Source organism: Tissierella pigra, assembly GCF_018917845.1.
In the GTDB taxonomy this organism is placed as follows: domain Bacteria; phylum Bacillota; class Clostridia; order Tissierellales; family Tissierellaceae; genus Tissierella; species Tissierella pigra.
The window spans coordinates 3739866-3756983 of sequence record NZ_JAHLPJ010000001.1; the positions used below are offsets into that span (position 1 = coordinate 3739866).

The following is a 17118-nucleotide window of genomic DNA, read 5'->3' on the forward strand; positions in this document are numbered from 1 at the left end:
TTCTCTGCCTTATCTATTTATTTCCATTTAGATATTCCTTTACTAATGGTTCAAAGGAAGTTTTTGTTACTTCTTCACAGACCTTAATAAAATCTTCAGTAGTTGCTATATGAAATTTATGTCTTTCATAATATTTATTAAGTATCTCGTATAGAGCTTCTTCTCCAAAATCATTTTTTATTCTATCTATGAACATTGCTCCCCTTAGATATACTAAAATAGAATAATCATCCCATCCTGCAAATTCATCTAAAGGTTTATTCACTACTTCATTTCCTATGTTCCTATATTGAGCTCCATATTCATAACCTAATCTAATATTTTCATTATAATAATTTCTAGCTTCTTCTTCTCCCCTAGTTTCATTTACATATATCAGTTCTGAATATGTGGCTAAACTTTCATCTAACCAAGCTTCTTTAACTTGATTGTTTCCCACTAAACCGTACCACCACTGATGTGCAGTTTCATGGACTATGACCTTTTCCAATATATTTGTTAAATGTTTATAAAAATAGTCATTAGATATAAAAACTATACCTGGATACTCCATACCAGAAGGAAACTCAGTATTTACTATGGAATATACACCATAAGGATATTCACCAAAGATTCTATTAAAAGTCAATAAAGATTGTTCCCCTATTTCTAAGGTTTTATCTATCATATGTGAATTATTATTTATTGAGTAAACCTTAACGATTGTACCTTCTACTTTCTTTTCCTTCACTACAAAGTCTTTGCTTGCAGCCCAGGCAAAATCTCTTATTAATTTCCCTTCTATTTTGTAAGTCTTTTTATTTTTATTTACCTTCTCTGATAAGATTTTCCCACTGGAAGCAACTACTACTTCTTTAGGTACTGTTATAGTCACATCATAATCAGATACCTCACTATAGAAAGGGTCTCCTACTTTATAGTATAAGTCTAGGTTCCATCCATTTTCATCATATACACATACTATGGGATACCAGTTTCCAAGATTTATTCCCTTATCATGGTATCCAAATCTATCCTTTGTAGTAGGCAATTTTACATTATATTCTAAATAAATTTCAGTCGATTCACCTTTCTTTAATGTTTCGTTGAGTTTTACATGGAGAATAGTATCTATACTATGTATATTCCATTCTAAATCCTTATTTCCTGAGCTTACTTTCTTTATATCTATCAAGCCTTCCCTATAATCTAAGGAGTTAGTATTTTGTCCTAAATTAAATAAAATTGGTGCATTTTCCAATGTCTTAAAGGCATTAGGATATAGGTGAAAATAAACTTCCTCTAAATCTACATCTGTATTATTTGTATACATAAGGGTTTGTTTCCCTTTGTATGTCATGGACTCAGTATCTAAATCCACATCTATTTTATATTTATTTATGGTAGATTCTTTTACTCCATTTAAGTTCTTAATAACTATTGTGTCTTGATTTAATTTACCGCTTTCCTGCCTACATCCTGATACCAATAATATAAATACTAAAAGTATAACGAATAATCTAAATTTTTTCATAATACACCTCCATATATTAATATTAACTATATGGAGAAATTTTATCAATAATAATTTCAAAACCACTGAAAAGTATAGAATTTCCAGTGGTTTTAAAATTATTTTCTTTTAAACAAAGAATTAAAAAACTCTTTTATAGCATCTAGTATTTTCTGAAGCAATGATTTCACTTCTTCATTATTTTTTAATGTTTCATCAAGTTTTTGACCAATACCTTTTAATTGTTCTTTAATTTGTTCTGTATTTAAATCTAGTTTACTTATTTTTTCCATTAACTTTGCAATATCTTTTATTTGATTAGTATTTAGATTTATATCTAATTTTCCAGCAATTTCAATAATAATCTTTTTTATTTCTTCTGGAGTCTTTACATTTTTCTCTATAACCTTTTCTTTGACCTCTCTTATTAGTTCACTGGCTTTTTCTTTACCTATGACCTCTCCTAATTCTCCTGTTTGAATAATTTCTTCATTAGCTACTTTCTTTTGTTCTTCACTTATTTCTATACCTGCTGCCTGTTCAAAGGCTTTTAGTATACCAGTCAAAGCTCCTGTTCCTGAAACTGGATAAGGAGCCGCAGCTATAACCTTTGCATCTTTTACACCTGCTGTAATAAGTGCACTGCGGTACATTTCTTCTGTTGCCCAAGAGATATTATATGTTTGTACATCTATACCAGAACCTTCTTCCAATAATTCTACATAGGAGGATGATATGGTTATCTTTCCCAGTTGTCCTTCACTTGCTACTCCTTCTAAGTATTTTCTTTCTTCTTCATTATTAACTTCTATTATAGTAGCTTCATTTTTATTTACATTAAAAAGATTCAACATTTGTTTTCGTTGGTCTTCATTTAAGTTTTTCCCCAATGTAACAACCTTTGTGCTATCACCATAGGCAAAAGCATTAAATATAAAAATAAAAGATAAAATTATTGTTATATTCATTATTAATTTTTTATTTTTCATTTTACCACCTCTCTAAAATACTTTTTCTCTATTTTATCATATAATCCCCTTTTAGTCTCTTATTGTATAATAAAAAGCAATAATAAGGAACTAGAATGAGTTTCATCTAGTTCCTTATTATAGAATTTACTTCTCTATTTTCTCCAATCCTCCCATATATGGCCTTAGTGCTTCTGGAATTATTACTGTTCCATTTTCTTCTTGATAATTTTCTAAAATTGCTGCAAAGGTTCTGCCTACAGCTAACCCTGAGCCATTTAGAGTATGAACAAACTCAACTTTTCCTGTTTCTTCTTTTCTATATCTAATGTTTGCACGTCTTGCTTGAAAATCCTCAAAGTTACTACAGCTTGAAATCTCTACATATCTGCCATATGAAGGCATCCATACTTCTATATCATAAGTCTTTGCAGATGAGAAGCCTAAGTCTCCGCTACATAAAGCTACTACTCTATAAGGTATATTAAGTCTCTTTAATACTTCTTCTGCACTTAAAGTTAGCTTTTCCAATTCTTCATAGGAATTTTCTGGACTTACAAACTTAACTAATTCAACCTTATCAAATTGGTGGTTTCTAATAAGCCCTCTTGTATCCCTTCCTGCTGCCCCTGCTTCCTGTCTAAAACAAGGAGTATATGCTGTATAGTATATTGGTAAATCCTTTTCATTTAATATTTCATCCCTAAGAAGGTTTGTAAGGGGAACTTCTGCTGTTGGTATAAGGAAGTAGTCTTTAGTAGGTAGATGGAACATATCTTCTTCAAACTTTGGCAATTGACCTGTACCTGTCATACTATCTCTATTTACCATAAATGGAACAGCCATTTCAGTAAACCCATGTTCTGTTGTATGCAAATCCAACATAAATTGTGTAATGGCTCTTTCAAGTCTTGCACCTAAACCTCTAAAAACTGTAAATCTAGCTCCTGTAATCTTTGTAGCATTTTCAAAGTCCAATATATTTAAGTCTGTACCTATATCCCAATGTGCCTTTGCTTCAAATGTAAAATCCTTTGGTTCTCCAAACTTTCTTACTTCCACATTATCTGTATCATCTTTACCTTCTATTACAGCTTCATTAGGTGTATTTGGTATTTGAAGTAAAGTATTTCTTAAATCCTCATCTATTTCCTTTACTTTTACATCTAGATCCTTTATTTTCTCTGACAACTCCTTCATTTCAGCAAAAATAGGTGCTGGGTCTTTTCCTTCTTTTTTCAGTTTAGGTATTTCCTTTGATACTGAATTTTGTCTTGCCTTCATTTCTTCTACTTCTACAAGAATATTTCTTCTAGTTTCGTCTAATTCTAAAACTTTATCAATAGGAAATTCTCCTTTTCTTTTTCCTAAGGCTTTTATTACTTCTTCTGGATTTGATCTGATTCTTCGAATATCTAACATGATTCTTTCCTCCTTAAATTTTCCACAGTCCCAAAACACAAATCGGGTTAGGTCATTTGCCACGGTTTCGCAACTCAAATTCATTTACTCGCTACACTCATATAGATTTGGTTCTCATTGCCTTTTTGTCCAATGAGCGATAGCGAATTGCAGACAAAACGGACAGCGTAGGTGCGTTTGACCTACATCAGCTCACTGTCGTTCGCTGTATTAGGTCATTTGCCGCAGTTTCGAAACTCAAATCTATTCACTCGCTACGCTCATATAGATTTGGTTCTCATTGCGTTTGACCTACTAAAGCTCACTGTCGTTCGCTAAGTTAGGTCATAAAAAAACTCTCGATCCCTAATAAATATTAGGGACGAGAGTTACCCGCGTTGCCACCCTAGTTAGCCCGAAGGCTCACTCGAAATTCATAGACTCTGGGACGGATTCAATATTTTGCTTTGCCAATTCTCACCAACCATTGGCTCTCTTAAAAAGCTATATACTTACTATTTCCCTTCTTTGCCTAGTATTTAATTATAGATATTATAACACAATATTTGCAATTGTCAAGGTTTTTTTAATTTATAATAAAAATAAAATTTGACCAGATATATCTTGATAAAAATCTATAAACTTTTAACTTATTTCTATTATATATTTGTCTAAATGGAGTATAACGGTCTTTATAGAGCAGACAATCTCACAAATCTATATTAGACTATTTAGTATATGATATTATCTACTTCTATCTTATAGTTAGCCGATACTAACTTCCAAAGGATAAATACTATTTTAAAAGGACGTGATTTAATCTTTTATGGATAAACCACTTGAATTTAAGTCCACAAAACCTGATCATAGAGCAGGGAGAATTAAAAGGGAAGGGAACTATATGTAATCAAAACATAACTAGTGAATCAATAAAAGAAAGATCATATAAAGTAGGTTCTGTCTTTCAAGACCCACGTTCACAATTCTTTACCCTACATGTAAAAACAGAAATTTCCTTTCCAAGTGAAAACCATGGTGTTTCTACAGATAAAATGCAAAGAAACATTTCTGAAACAGTAGATAGACTAAAGTTTTCACCATTAATGGGAAGAAAACCTTTTGATTTATCTAGTGGCGAAAAACAAAAAGTTGCTTTAGCCTCTGTTTATTCATTAGGAGTAAAAGTCTATGTTTTAGAGGAGGATTTGTGGGAGAGCTACTTTTTAATTTAATAGGAAGAAATAAATTTATAGCAGCTGTATTTGGATTTTCTTCTATTATGCTAGGCTATGCCCTTGGTGAATATATTCCATTTGTATATATGCAAGATGTCTACATAGCATTGTATAAAAACTACAGGTACATTACCTATTGTTCAGCAATGTTTAGAAATTATGAACCCAAGTTTAATGATTATCTTATGTATTATAACAGTCATTGCTTCCATTTTAGGATGTTTATGGGTAAAAAATTACTTCATAAGCACTTTAAAAAGGCTGGAATTGTATAAAATAAGGGATAATTGCACAATAAAGATAGGATGTGAAACGGAAAGGAGTGTATAAAATGTCATGGGAAGAAAAAACCTTTTTAGGTGACAATATCACCACTTTTTCTCAAAGTGAAGATTGTACAATTTATCGAATGAAAGATAAGTCTGGTGATGGCATTATGACAGCAATAAAAGTATTTCCAGGAATTATTTTAATATATAATGATTTTCACATGGAAAGTTGTTCCTCTCAATTTCATACAAAGGCTAATTTCCTTTGCATCGATTTCTGTCGGGAGGGAAGAATGGAATGGAAATTGGACAACGATACCTATGTATACATGAAAGCTGGTGATTTACAGATAAACCATCGAGAAAACCATATTCAAAACTTTGGATTTCCTCTGAATCATTACCATGGAATATCATTAGTATTTCATATTGAAGAAGCAGAGGAAGTTGTAAAACTATATGGAGGATTTTCTATTGATCTAGCTGCTTTAAGTAAAAAGTTTTTTATGTTAAATAGACCTTTTATTATTCAAGCAGATAAGGTAATAGCACATATATTTTTGGAGCTCTATACAATACCTAATAAGATAAAAGATGATTACTTGAAAATAAAGATTTTAGAACTACTACTTCATCTAAGCATTTTAGAGATTCCCAAAAACTTTGATAAAAGACCATACTATTATAAAACTCAAGTTGAAAAGGTAAAGGCAATTCAGGAACTTATTACCACAAATTTAGAGGATCATTATACATTAGACGAGCTTTCAGAAAAGTTTAATATTCCTTTAACCTCAATGAAATTATGTTTTAAGGGAGTATACGGGACTTCAATATATTCTTATATAAGAGTATATCGTATGAACAAGGCTGCAATTATGTTAAGACAAACTAAGGAAAATATTTCTGAAATAGCACATAAAGTTGGATATGATAATTCCAGTAAATTTGCATCAGCCTTTAGATCCGTTATAGGAAAATCACCAAAGGAGTATAGAAATTCCATTGTCTAAATGGAGTATCATGGACTCATTAGAGTAGATAGGTTGCTAAATATAAAATATAATTGGGAATAGTTAAATAACTATTCCCAATTATATGAACTTTAATTTTAGAAAGGAGAGCATTATGAATAAAGAATCTTGGTTAAAAACCGTTATGAAATTCGCAGAACCATGTAAGAGAAAATTAATTTTTTCTATTTTTTTAGAAGTTATTAGTGTGGCTGGAGGTATAATCCCTTATTTTGGAGTATATCAGATAATCATTCTCTTTTTTGAAGGAAAACAGTCTGTAAATAATATATTATTTTGGACATCTATTTGTCTCTTAGGATATGTAATTAAATTGTTATTCCACGGCTTTTCAACTACATTATCACATATTTCTGCTTATACAATTTTAGAGGAAATGAGAATGTCCATGGCAGATAGATTAATGTATGCACCTCTAGGTACAGTATTAAATCAAACAGTGGGAAATTTAAAAAGTATTATAATAGACAGAGTAGAAACAATTGAACTCCCTCTAGCACATTTAATCCCAGAAGGATTTTCAAATCTTTTATTACCAATTTGCGTTTTCATTTATCTTTTTGTAATAAATTGGCGTATGGCATTAGCATCAATTATAACAGTTCCCATTTCATTTATTGCATATGGTTTTATGATGCGAAACTTCAATGAAAAATATAATGATTATATGGAAGCTAGCGCCTATGTCAATGGAGTCATTGTAGAGTATGTAGAAGGAATAGAGGTTATTAAAACATTTAATCAGTCTACAACTTCATATGAAAAGTTTGAAAAAGCCATACACTCTTTCAAAGAGTACACCTTGGACTGGTTTAGGAGTACATGGAAATTAATGAATTTTGGCGGAGCTGTTCTACCCTCCACTTTACTCGGCACATTACCTATAGGAATGTTTCTTTACAAACAGGGAAGTTTAAGCCCGGCAGAGCTTACTATGTGTATGATTTTATCTCTAGGAATTATAGGACCACTAACAAGTTTTACAGTATTCATTAATGACTTAAAATCTATTGAATATGCTGTAAGAGATGCCAATAGTCTACTTAATCTAACAAAACTGGAAAATGCAGATAAGTTAGTTTCTATTAAAGAATATGATATTGAATTAAATAATGTTTCGTTTTCCTATGACAGTACAGATAACAACGAGGTGTTATCAAATCTAAGTTTAAAGATTCCACAAGGAAGCTTTACAGCATTAGTAGGCCCATCTGGTAGTGGTAAATCTACCATAGCAAGATTGATTGCTCGTTTTTGGGATGTAAATGAAGGTGAAATAAAAATAGGTAATACAAATATAAAAGAAATACCTCTAAGTCAACTATGTGATATGGTCAGTTTTGTTACACAGGATAATTTCTTGTTTAACTGTTCATTACTTGAAAATATTCGCTTAGGCAATCCAAAAGCAACTGATGAGGAAGTTTTGCAAGCAGCCAAATCTGCATGTTGTGATGAATTTATCTCCAATTTTGAAAAGGGATATAATACCAGTGCTGGTGAAGCTGGTGGAAGACTGTCTGGTGGAGAAAAGCAACGAATTGTCATAGCTCGAGCAATATTAAAAGATGCTCCAATCATAATTCTTGATGAAGCAACGGCTTTTACTGATCCGGAAAATGAAGATAAAATCCAGAAATCCATTGCAGCACTTACGAAAGGAAAAACATTGTTAGTAATTGCCCATAGATTATCTACTATAAAAAATTCAGATCAAATTATTGTTCTACAAAAAGGAAAAATCCAAAGTAAAGGCACCCATGAAGAGTTATTAAAAAAAGAAGGCCTTTATAAAGATATGTGGACAGCACATATTGGGGCGAAACTATGGGCAGTAAATCAAGAATAAGGGGGAGTGTAATATGTTTAGGTCAATAAAAAGGATAATAGCATGGACAGGTATGCGTAAAAAGAGATTATATATTGGGTTTGTTTATTCTTTTATACACACTATGTTTACTGCAATGCCTATTATGGCAACAGCTTATGGATTAAATCTGATATTAGAAGATATATCTGGAAAAAAACCATTGGCTAGTAAAGAAATTATCCTACTAACTATATATATGATATTTGCTGTCCTAGGAAGATTTTTATTTTCCTATCTTCGTGCTAAAACACAAGAAAGTGTTGGATATGAGGTCTCAGCAGAAGAAAGAACTAAAATCGGAAATAGACTGAAAAGAGTATCCCTTGGATTTTTCAGCAATAATAATACTGGAGAACTAACTTCAGCTGTTACAACAGATTTATCCTTCATTGAGATGCACGGAATGAAAATGATTGATACAGTAGTAAATGGATATATCAGTGCTTTTACCATGGTATTATGTATGGGATTTTACAATATATGGATTGCAATAACTGCTGTAATAGGAATAGTATTATCTGCAGTATTCCTGAAACTTTTAGGAAATAAAAGTAATCAGAATGCTCCTATTCATCAAAAAGCACAAGATACTATGATCAATGCAACTATTGAATATATTAGGGGAATGCCTGTAGTAAAGGCCTTTAAACAGGAAGGTGTTTCAATAGATGGGATTCGTAATGCTTATAAATCCAGTAAGGATATTAATCTTAAAATTGAAAAGAATTACGTTCCATATAATACTATGCATCATTTTGTGTTAAAAACTGCATCTGTATGTATTATAGCCATTTCTTCTATTTTTGCCATAAAGGAAACTATGGATATACCAACTATGCTAATGATGATTATCTTCTCTTTTGTTATCTTTGGCAATGTAGAAACCATCAATAATGCAGCCCATGTTCTAAAAATCATAGATGCTACTTTTAATAAATTGGAGCCCATTGAAAATGCAGAATTTATTGATTATGATGGTAAGGATATTTCTTTGAATAATTATAACATTGAATTTCAAAATGTAACCTTTGCTTACAATAACAAAAATGTCTTAAGCAATGTATCATTCCAAATTCCACAAAATACAACTACTGCTATCGTTGGTCCATCTGGCAGTGGTAAAACAACCATATGTAATTTGATTTCCAGGTTTTATGATGTAAATGAAGGAAGTATTAAAATAGGAAATGTAGATATTAGAGAGATGACTTGTGATAGTTTATTAAAAAATATCAGCATGGTATTCCAAAATGTATATTTATTTCATGATACTATTCTAAATAATATTAAATTTGGAAAGCCAGAAGCTAACTTCGATGAAATTGTAGAAACAGCAAAGAAAGCATGCTGTCATGAATTTATCATGAACCTTCCTCAAGGCTATAATACTATCATAGGAGATGGTGGTTCTACCCTCTCTGGCGGTGAAAAACAAAGAATATCTATTGCAAGGGCCATGTTAAAGGATGCTCCAATAGTCATATTAGATGAAGCTACAGCCAGTATTGACCCAGAAAATGAGCATTTCATTCAGCAAGCTATTAGTGCCTTAGTACATGGAAAAACTATTATCACCATAGCTCATCGTTTAGCTACTATTCAAAATGCAGATCAAATAATTGTAGTAGATAATGGACAAATTGTACAAAGAGGTACTCATATGGATTTAATAGAAGAAGCAGGTATTTATAAGCGTTTTATTGAAATTCGTGAGAAAGCAGAAGGATGGATAATTGCATAATTGATTCTTTTAGTTTTAAAACCTTGAAAATATAGTTAATAATAATATTATATCCCTATCTTGTATTTTGAGAAATAAGATAGGGGTATAATACTTTAATTAGGAAGAATAATCCTAAAACACGTGCCAGTTCCTAGCTTACTTTCTACACCAATTTCGCCTCCGTGGACTTTTATAATCTGCTTAGTTATAGCCATACCTAGACCTGTTCCTTCAACTGTATTAGAAGTATTTGTACCTCGATAATGTCTATTGAAAATATATGGTAGATCCTCTGGTGAGATTCCCTTACCATCATCATCCACATATATATAAATTTTATTTTCCTCATAAGTTAATTTCACCTTAATATTCACTGATCTATCATTATGAGTAATAGCATTGTATAGAATGTTATTTATGGCTCGTCTAAAAAGTACAGGATCAAGCTGACATAAAATCTGTGTTTCATCACAATACCAATCCAGATGAACATTAGACATATCTACACCGTTAAGCACATCAATAATAATATCTCTTAACAAAGTTACCAGATTTACTGTCTGTAAATTTAACACTAAATATCCACTTTCCAGTCTCGTACTTAGATTTAAATCATCTACTAAGTTTGAGATATAAAGTGCCTTATCCTCAATAACTTTTGCATAACGATGTATATTCTCTACTGAAATTCTTTCATCACTACGAAGCAATTCTCCATATCCACGAATAGACGCCAGTGGCGTTTTTATATCATGTGATATATTAGAAATCCAGTTTTCTCGCATAGTATCTATGGCAACACGTTCTTTTTCATTGGCTTGTAGTTGATCCGATAATTTATTGATATTAGAAAAAACCGATCCGTATAACCCCTTTGTTGGCAGAACTTGATTGTAACCTCCCTCAGTCAAATCCTCTATACTTTTAATCATTTCTCCTACTGGCTTTGTTAGGCCTCTACTAAAACCCATACCAAATAGCAATCCTAAAATTAGGTCCACAGCAAAAACCAGCAGCACAAGTCCACCTATAATACTGGCAAAGTAAGTTTTATTGAAGGTAAAAAACGTCCTTTGAATATCTTTATATGGCATACCTATTAAATAGGTATAGGTCTCTTCTCCAAAAGACACCTCACTTACAAAGATTGTATCTGGATTGGCGTATTTATAATTATGCACTAAAGTCATTGGGGTGTATATCTGCGGAAGCTCTTCATTCCCATTGAATTGAAAATTTACCTTATAATCTGTACTAAGTATCTGAATCCAAGCATGGTTTTGGATTAAAGAACGCTCTGCATTTTTATCTAAGGAAAATTGTCCTTCCTCTAAGCTAATATGCTTAAAAAACTGTCTGACATAATCTTCTGGACTAATATAGCGTTCATTGGCAATTCCATAGGAATAAGATTCCCTAGGCCCAAAATGAAATAGGCCAAAAGCCATAAGGCCGTTGACCAATCCCACTACAATAATAACCATAATAATACTTATCAAATATTTGAAGGTTAAATGTAATCTCATATTATTTGTCCTTTACTACTAGCTTATAGCCAAGCCCTTTTACCGTTATTAAATACTCTGGATTTGATGGGTCTACTTCGATTTGCTCTCTTATTCTTCGAATGTGTACCATAATCGTGTTATCAAAGCCAATATAATCCTCTCCCCAGACTGCACCACATAAATGCTCCTTACTTAAAATCAAATTAGGATGTCTTGCAAAATATTCCAATAACTTATAGGCTTTTGGCTGTAGCACAAGTTCTTCATCTTCCTTAAAAAGTTCGCCTTTTAAAGGAATCATCCTAAATGGCCCAAAATAGATAGTTTCAATATCCTGTGGATCAGATGTAGATTCTGAGCGTTTCAAATGTGCTTTTACTCGATATGCAAGTTCTTTTGGACTAAATGGCTTTGTTACATAATCATCTGCTCCTATTGCAAATCCTACAATTCGGTCCACTTCTTCTGTTTTTGCAGATACAAAAATAATGGGAATCTGTGAAGTCTCTCTTATGGTCTTACACAGATTATGTCCTTGGACATCAGGTAACATTACATCTAAAATCACCATATCTGGTTGCCAACTATGAAATTCTTCCAAAGCTTTAACACCTGTATTTGTGGTTTTAACATTAGTGAAACCTTCTAGTTTTAAGGCATGTTCAATTATCTCTAGCAACTCAACTTCATCATCTACAACAAGTATCTTTTTATTAAATAGCACATCCATAATACCGCTCCTTATTATTGATATAGGTATAGTATACCCAATTTCGTCACCACATGATAAGTGATTTACGCGAAAAAGGTAGATAAAACGTATAAAACATAAATGTGAAGTGGATAAAACACATAAAATAAATATTTCATACCCTTACCCCTTTGACCATTATAAAGTGCTAAGAAAGGTAATGCTCCTATCATCATCCATTGGAAATTATCATAGAATATCCCTTGTAAGGAGAAGTTCTGCCAAGGCATTAAAGCAATAGACACTAAAGCATATAAAATCAATTGAAGTCTTTTTTTATCACGTGTTAAATAAAACAATATTCCCAATGCTATAAATACTGGACCACCTTCAACAAACATTGGGGTTGGTAATAGAAAAATTGCATGAATCATCCCTGGCACATGAAGGTTCATCATCATAAGTATACCAATGGCAACAGGCAATACCAATCCTAAAATTCCCAGCACTACAGACATGATGCGTCTTTCTTTAATACCTTTTTTTAGGTATTCGATTATGGTTAAATAAACAGTAATTAAAAAGAGAGTTGCAAAAATATTTGTCATAAGAGCTGCGTCATCACCACGTGGAAACCATCTTGAAATCCATTGATTTCCAAGAACCATTATCAATGATCCCATATAAAGTCTACCCATATATTTAACACGACTTCGTGTATGGATAAACCCTTCCACAGTCATGAAAATAAATATTGGAGCTACCACACGCCCTGTCCATGTAAACCATAAAGGTATCTTATTAGTAAACGAAAAAAAGTAATGCACATGATCAAAAATCATTAGAAAAAGTGCAATGAGCTTTATTTGAAATCCTGTTAATCCTTTTTTAAACATATTGTTCACCTCATTTTTTTATTTTCATTATGAGTATAACAAATCAAGTTTAAACCTTATTAACAGAAACCTTAATTAAACCTTAATTCTCTAGTTTCAGTAGAACTAGTAAAAGTACTGACTTTTACTAAACTTTTATAGCAAAATGCAAATATCCATTAAAAAATCTAAATTTAGATTTTTTAATGGATATTCTTATCTTTTGTTCTGTAATTATTTTATCCTTAGTTAGGAGGTTTGTCCTCCTGCCTTTTATATACCCCATAGGAGTTTATTAAAACAATATATTCAGAAAGTTTAAAGCTTCATATCTCCAAATTTTATAAATCCTTTTTTTCTCATCCATTCTGATACTATGAAGGATATTAGTCCTGGTAAAATAAAGTGCATCATAAGAATTAGAATTAAAGTTTTAGGGTTTCCACCCATTACGTCTATAGTAGCAAATTGACCTACTAATCCACTGGTCCCCATACCTGCCCCTATACTATTTCCTTCCATTTTTAAAAATTGAGTAGATATAGGTCCAAGTATTGCCGATGATACTATGGCAGGTATCCATATTAGAGGATTTTTTACTATATTGGGAACTTGAAGCATAGAAGTGCCTAAGCCTTGAGCTATAAATCCTCCAAATCCATTTTCTCTATAGGAAGCTACTGCAAATCCTATCATATTTGCTGCACACCCTATTGTACTGGCTCCTGCTGCAAGACCTGAAAGACCTAAGGATATTGCTAAAGCTGCCGAGCTTATTGGTAGTGTTAAAACTATTCCCATAACTACTGATACTATTATTCCCATGGGAATTGGGTGCATTTCTGTTGCTGTATTTACTATATTACCAAAGAAATTCATTATTGTGGTCATATATGGACCTATATGAGTTCCTACAAACCCACCTACTATAATGGTAGACAGAGGAACTAATACTATATCTACCTTAGTTTTACCACTAATTAACTTAGAAAACTCTGCCCCTATTAAAGCTGCTACAAAGGCACCTACAGGCTCTCCTGTATTGATAATTGTTATAGCTCCATCAAAAGTAATACTTCCTGCACCTATGGCCCCTGTAACTACTGAAGCAAATATTCCCAAAGGCGGAGCACCTACACTATAGGCTACTCCTGCACCTATGGCTGGTCCCATTAATTTTTGTGCTATTGAGCCAAATAAAATAAGAGCTTCCATATTAAACAATGTACCTAACTGTTTGATTATAAGTCCAATAAGTAAAGATGAAAAAAGTCCTAAAGCCATGCCATTTAATATCTTAACAAAATAATCTCTTATACTCCCTTGTGATTTTGCTATTTTCCACACCTCCGAGTTAAGTTATATTTACAGTTGTCTTGTCAGCTATAGATATAAATATATCATCTCATTACTCTTTTATCAAGTATTTTTTCTTTGAAAGTGCTTCTTTTATCTTATGAAATATTTCTTCACTATTTACTTCTATAGTATGTAAATGAACACCGTCTGTCAGTGAGGATAAGGGCTCCGCTTTAGTTGTCTTTAAATTATCCATAAATAGCATTAAATCATGTCTAGACCCTATTTGTAGTTGGGACTTTATTTCTCCATATAAAGGATGCTCTACTATTACATCTATAACCTTTCCACCTAAATCCACTATAGTTCTTAATTCATCTTCTAATTCTTCATTATTTTTATGATTACACACTATAGTTTTTATTAGCCTATCTTTTTCATAAATTCTAGGCATCAAGTATCCTTGAGGTGTGGCAAATATATTTTCCCCTTTTGCCCGTAATATTGCAATATCTTGAACTATTACTTGTCTGCTTACTTGTAGTTTTTCAGCTAATTCTGTACCTTTTACTGGATCCTTTGATTTGTTCAATATATTAATTATTTCCTGTCTTCTTTCACCTGCATCCACTATCTCACCCCCTGATTCACTATTTATTATTTACTAAATATTATTCCCACCTTAAATCTGGTCCATAAAACTTCAATGGAATAAACTTGTCTAATATTCTAGAAAATATTCTGTCTGTATATATTTCTGATATTTCCTTTGGAGTCAAATTAGTAGATATTATAGTCTTTTTGCCTCCTATTATTCTTGTATTTACTATATTGAAAATCTCTGCATTTGTAAAAGTATTAGATACTTCAGTACCTAAATCATCAATTATTAATAAGTCTGCGTCAAATAGAGAGTTGTATTCATAGTCATTTGCTTTTGTATCCCTTTTAAATCTATGTCCTTCTATTATTTCAAGTATCGTAAATGCAGTCTGATATATAACTATTTTATTTTTATCTAAGAGAGATTTGGCTATACAGCTACAGAGAAAGGTTTTTCCTAGACCTGTAGTTCCATAGAAAAGTAAGTTATCTCCATTGTTTTCATTGAAGTTACTAATAAATCCTTCTGCAATACTTACTATATCCTGCATATTTTCTCTAGGCGTCATATTTTCATTTCCAAAAGGTTCACTGCTAAATACATTAATATTAAAGGTCTTAAAGTTTTCTGCTTCTAAGGAGTTTTCTATATTTGACATTTTATATGCCCTAGAGACTAAAGCCTGTCTTAAACAGTTACATTGACTCCCGCTATCTAAATATCCAGTATCATTGCATGTATTACATTCATATTTTATATCCATATAATCTACTGGAATATTGGATTCTGTTAATAGATATGCCTTTTCCATTTTTAGCTTTTCTATGGTTCCCTTAGCTTCTTCTACTGCTTCCATATATTTATCAGGATTACCTATTATATATTTAGACATGGAAAGTCCTGCCTTAAATATGTCCTCATCAATTCTTCTAATGGCAGGTATCTTTTTATAGACATTTTCTTTTCTCATTCTTTGTTCATATATTTGTCTATCTCTTTTTCTCTCATATTCAGTTGATAATTCCTTTAATATATCCTTATACATCTTTAGGCTTCTCCTTTTGCTCTTTGATTATATGCTTCTCTCTTTCTTCTTGCAATATTTTCTAATTCTTCAGAAGTATATTTATCTGTTCTCTGTTCAAAATTATGAAATCTAGTTTTAAGTGGCATACTTTTACTTTGCTGAGCTTTTGTTACTTTATATTCCTTTTTCTCCTTAGGCTTATCCTTTTCTTCTATATCTTCTAAGGTTTGTATTCCTTTATTATGCCAAGAGGATATTACTCCATCAATATAGTTAATACTAGGATTTGCCACCTTAGATGAAGCCTCACATCCCTTTAAAACCATTTCTAAGGAATATTTATATTTATCAAACCATTTATCTATTACAGTCATTTCTCCCTGTGAAATAGGTCTATTATCTAATCCTAAGGATTTCATTACTCTTTGGTATCTATAATACTTTTCATCTTGAGTTTTAAAATGCTCGATTATGGATTCCATATTTGTAAGTCCATTATCATACCAGTTTCTTATGATACCCTCTATATAGTTAATACTCTTAACTCCCTTTCTCTCTACTCCGTAGAAAAAGGCTTTTTCTATTACATCTGGATTCATATTATAATTTTCTATCCATGATAGTATCTTCTGTTTTTCAGTGGTTACTGTTTGTCTTCTAATTATATAATCTATTTGGTTAAACATTTTATTTATGGCTGGTATTTGGTTTGCATCTATTAACTCCTGAGGCGTAATAGTCTTTGGTTTTTGTATAATGTTTTCTTTTGTCTCAAATAGACTCAAATTATTTTTTATGTATAACTGCTTTAAATTTAGAAACTTTACTTTATAATTATATTTATTCTCTTCATTATTTTGTATCTTTTCTATGATTCCCTTACTTTCCCAAAAATCCCAAGCCCTTAATACATCTTCCAAGGGTATTTCTAAATGTTTAGCTATGGTTTGGTTAGTTACCTCTATTTTTTCATCTCTATCATGAGCATATTTATATCCCAATAAATAGACTTTTACATAAGTTCCATTGGCCATAGGCATAAAGTCATTTATAAATATATTTTCTATAGGGGTATCACCTAGGTCCATATCTGTAGTTTCAAGAGTGAAACTCATTTTATCA

At 31.6% G+C, this 17118-nt stretch carries 15 protein-coding genes and 1 other annotated feature; of the genes, 5 read left to right on the forward strand and 10 right to left on the reverse strand.

The genetic code is table 11. The features are described 5' to 3' along the window. Positions 1-13 precede the first annotated feature (13 nt). The 3 genes from KQI41_RS18125 to serS all read right to left on the reverse strand — a co-directional run bounded on the left by KQI41_RS18125 (position 14) and on the right by serS (position 3882). Positions 14-1513 carry a M1 family metallopeptidase gene (locus KQI41_RS18125; RefSeq protein WP_154440046.1) on the reverse strand — a complete coding sequence of 500 codons (1500 nt, stop codon included), beginning with the start codon at positions 1511-1513 and terminating at the stop codon, positions 14-16. Between the two features lie 98 nt (positions 1514-1611). Beyond that, positions 1612-2481: a DUF1002 domain-containing protein gene (locus KQI41_RS18130; protein ID WP_154440047.1), complete on the reverse strand. Its 870-nt coding sequence runs from the start codon at positions 2479-2481 to the stop codon at positions 1612-1614. A gap of 126 nt (positions 2482-2607) precedes the next feature. Next, positions 2608-3882 carry a serine--tRNA ligase gene (gene serS, locus KQI41_RS18135; protein ID WP_154440048.1) on the reverse strand — a complete coding sequence of 425 codons (1275 nt, stop codon included), beginning with the start codon at positions 3880-3882 and terminating at the stop codon, positions 2608-2610. Positions 3883-4236: 354 nt separating this feature from the next. Continuing rightward, positions 4237-4399, reverse strand: a binding site (T-box leader). 301 nt (positions 4400-4700) lie between these two features. Between serS and KQI41_RS18140 the strand changes: the two genes are divergently transcribed. The 5 genes from KQI41_RS18140 to KQI41_RS18160 all read left to right on the forward strand — a co-directional run bounded on the left by KQI41_RS18140 (position 4701) and on the right by KQI41_RS18160 (position 10010). After that, positions 4701-5093 carry an ATP-binding cassette domain-containing protein gene (locus KQI41_RS18140; protein ID WP_154440049.1) on the forward strand — a complete coding sequence of 131 codons (393 nt, stop codon included), beginning with the start codon at positions 4701-4703 and terminating at the stop codon, positions 5091-5093. Continuing rightward, positions 5069-5371 (forward strand): MptD family putative ECF transporter S component, encoded by a 303-nt coding sequence (locus KQI41_RS18145; RefSeq protein WP_154440050.1) that lies wholly within the window; start codon positions 5069-5071, stop codon positions 5369-5371. The genes KQI41_RS18140 and KQI41_RS18145 overlap by 25 nt, the downstream gene beginning before the upstream one ends. Before the next feature lie 56 nt (positions 5372-5427). Next, positions 5428-6378, forward strand: coding sequence for a helix-turn-helix domain-containing protein (locus KQI41_RS18150; protein ID WP_154440051.1), 951 nt, complete (start codon positions 5428-5430; stop codon positions 6376-6378). Positions 6379-6493: 115 nt separating this feature from the next. After that, the gene (locus tag KQI41_RS18155) at positions 6494-8248 is read left to right on the forward strand and encodes an ABC transporter ATP-binding protein (RefSeq protein ID WP_154440052.1); all 1755 of its coding nucleotides are present in this window, start codon (positions 6494-6496) and stop codon (positions 8246-8248) included. Positions 8249-8261: 13 nt separating this feature from the next. Beyond that, positions 8262-10010 carry an ABC transporter ATP-binding protein gene (locus KQI41_RS18160; protein ID WP_154440053.1) on the forward strand — a complete coding sequence of 583 codons (1749 nt, stop codon included), beginning with the start codon at positions 8262-8264 and terminating at the stop codon, positions 10008-10010. A gap of 95 nt (positions 10011-10105) precedes the next feature. Here the strand turns inward: KQI41_RS18160 and KQI41_RS18165 are convergent, their stop codons facing one another. The 7 genes from KQI41_RS18165 to KQI41_RS18195 all read right to left on the reverse strand — a co-directional run bounded on the left by KQI41_RS18165 (position 10106) and on the right by KQI41_RS18195 (position 17111). Further along, positions 10106-11518, reverse strand: a complete 1413-nt coding sequence (locus tag KQI41_RS18165) for a sensor histidine kinase (protein WP_154440054.1) — start codon at positions 11516-11518, stop codon at positions 10106-10108. A gap of 1 nt (position 11519) precedes the next feature. Beyond that, a complete protein-coding gene (locus KQI41_RS18170) occupies positions 11520-12230 on the reverse strand; it encodes a response regulator transcription factor (protein WP_154440055.1) in 711 nt (236 codons plus the stop codon). 65 nt (positions 12231-12295) lie between these two features. Further along, complete coding sequence (locus tag KQI41_RS18175; protein WP_154440056.1) at positions 12296-13087, reverse strand: TraX family protein; 792 nt, start codon at positions 13085-13087, stop codon at positions 12296-12298. A gap of 297 nt (positions 13088-13384) precedes the next feature. Continuing rightward, on the reverse strand, positions 13385-14413 hold the full coding sequence (locus KQI41_RS18180) for a PTS sugar transporter subunit IIC (protein WP_412034781.1): 1029 nt from the start codon (positions 14411-14413) through the stop codon (positions 13385-13387). Positions 14414-14474: 61 nt separating this feature from the next. Next, on the reverse strand, positions 14475-14996 hold the full coding sequence (locus tag KQI41_RS18185) for a transcription repressor NadR (RefSeq protein ID WP_216585881.1): 522 nt from the start codon (positions 14994-14996) through the stop codon (positions 14475-14477). 40 nt (positions 14997-15036) lie between these two features. After that, on the reverse strand, positions 15037-16014 hold the full coding sequence (locus KQI41_RS18190) for an ATP-binding protein (protein WP_154440057.1): 978 nt from the start codon (positions 16012-16014) through the stop codon (positions 15037-15039). A gap of 2 nt (positions 16015-16016) precedes the next feature. Continuing rightward, entirely contained in the window at positions 16017-17111 is a 1095-nt protein-coding gene (locus KQI41_RS18195) for a DnaD domain-containing protein (RefSeq protein WP_154440058.1), read from the reverse strand. Positions 17112-17118 lie beyond the last annotated feature (7 nt).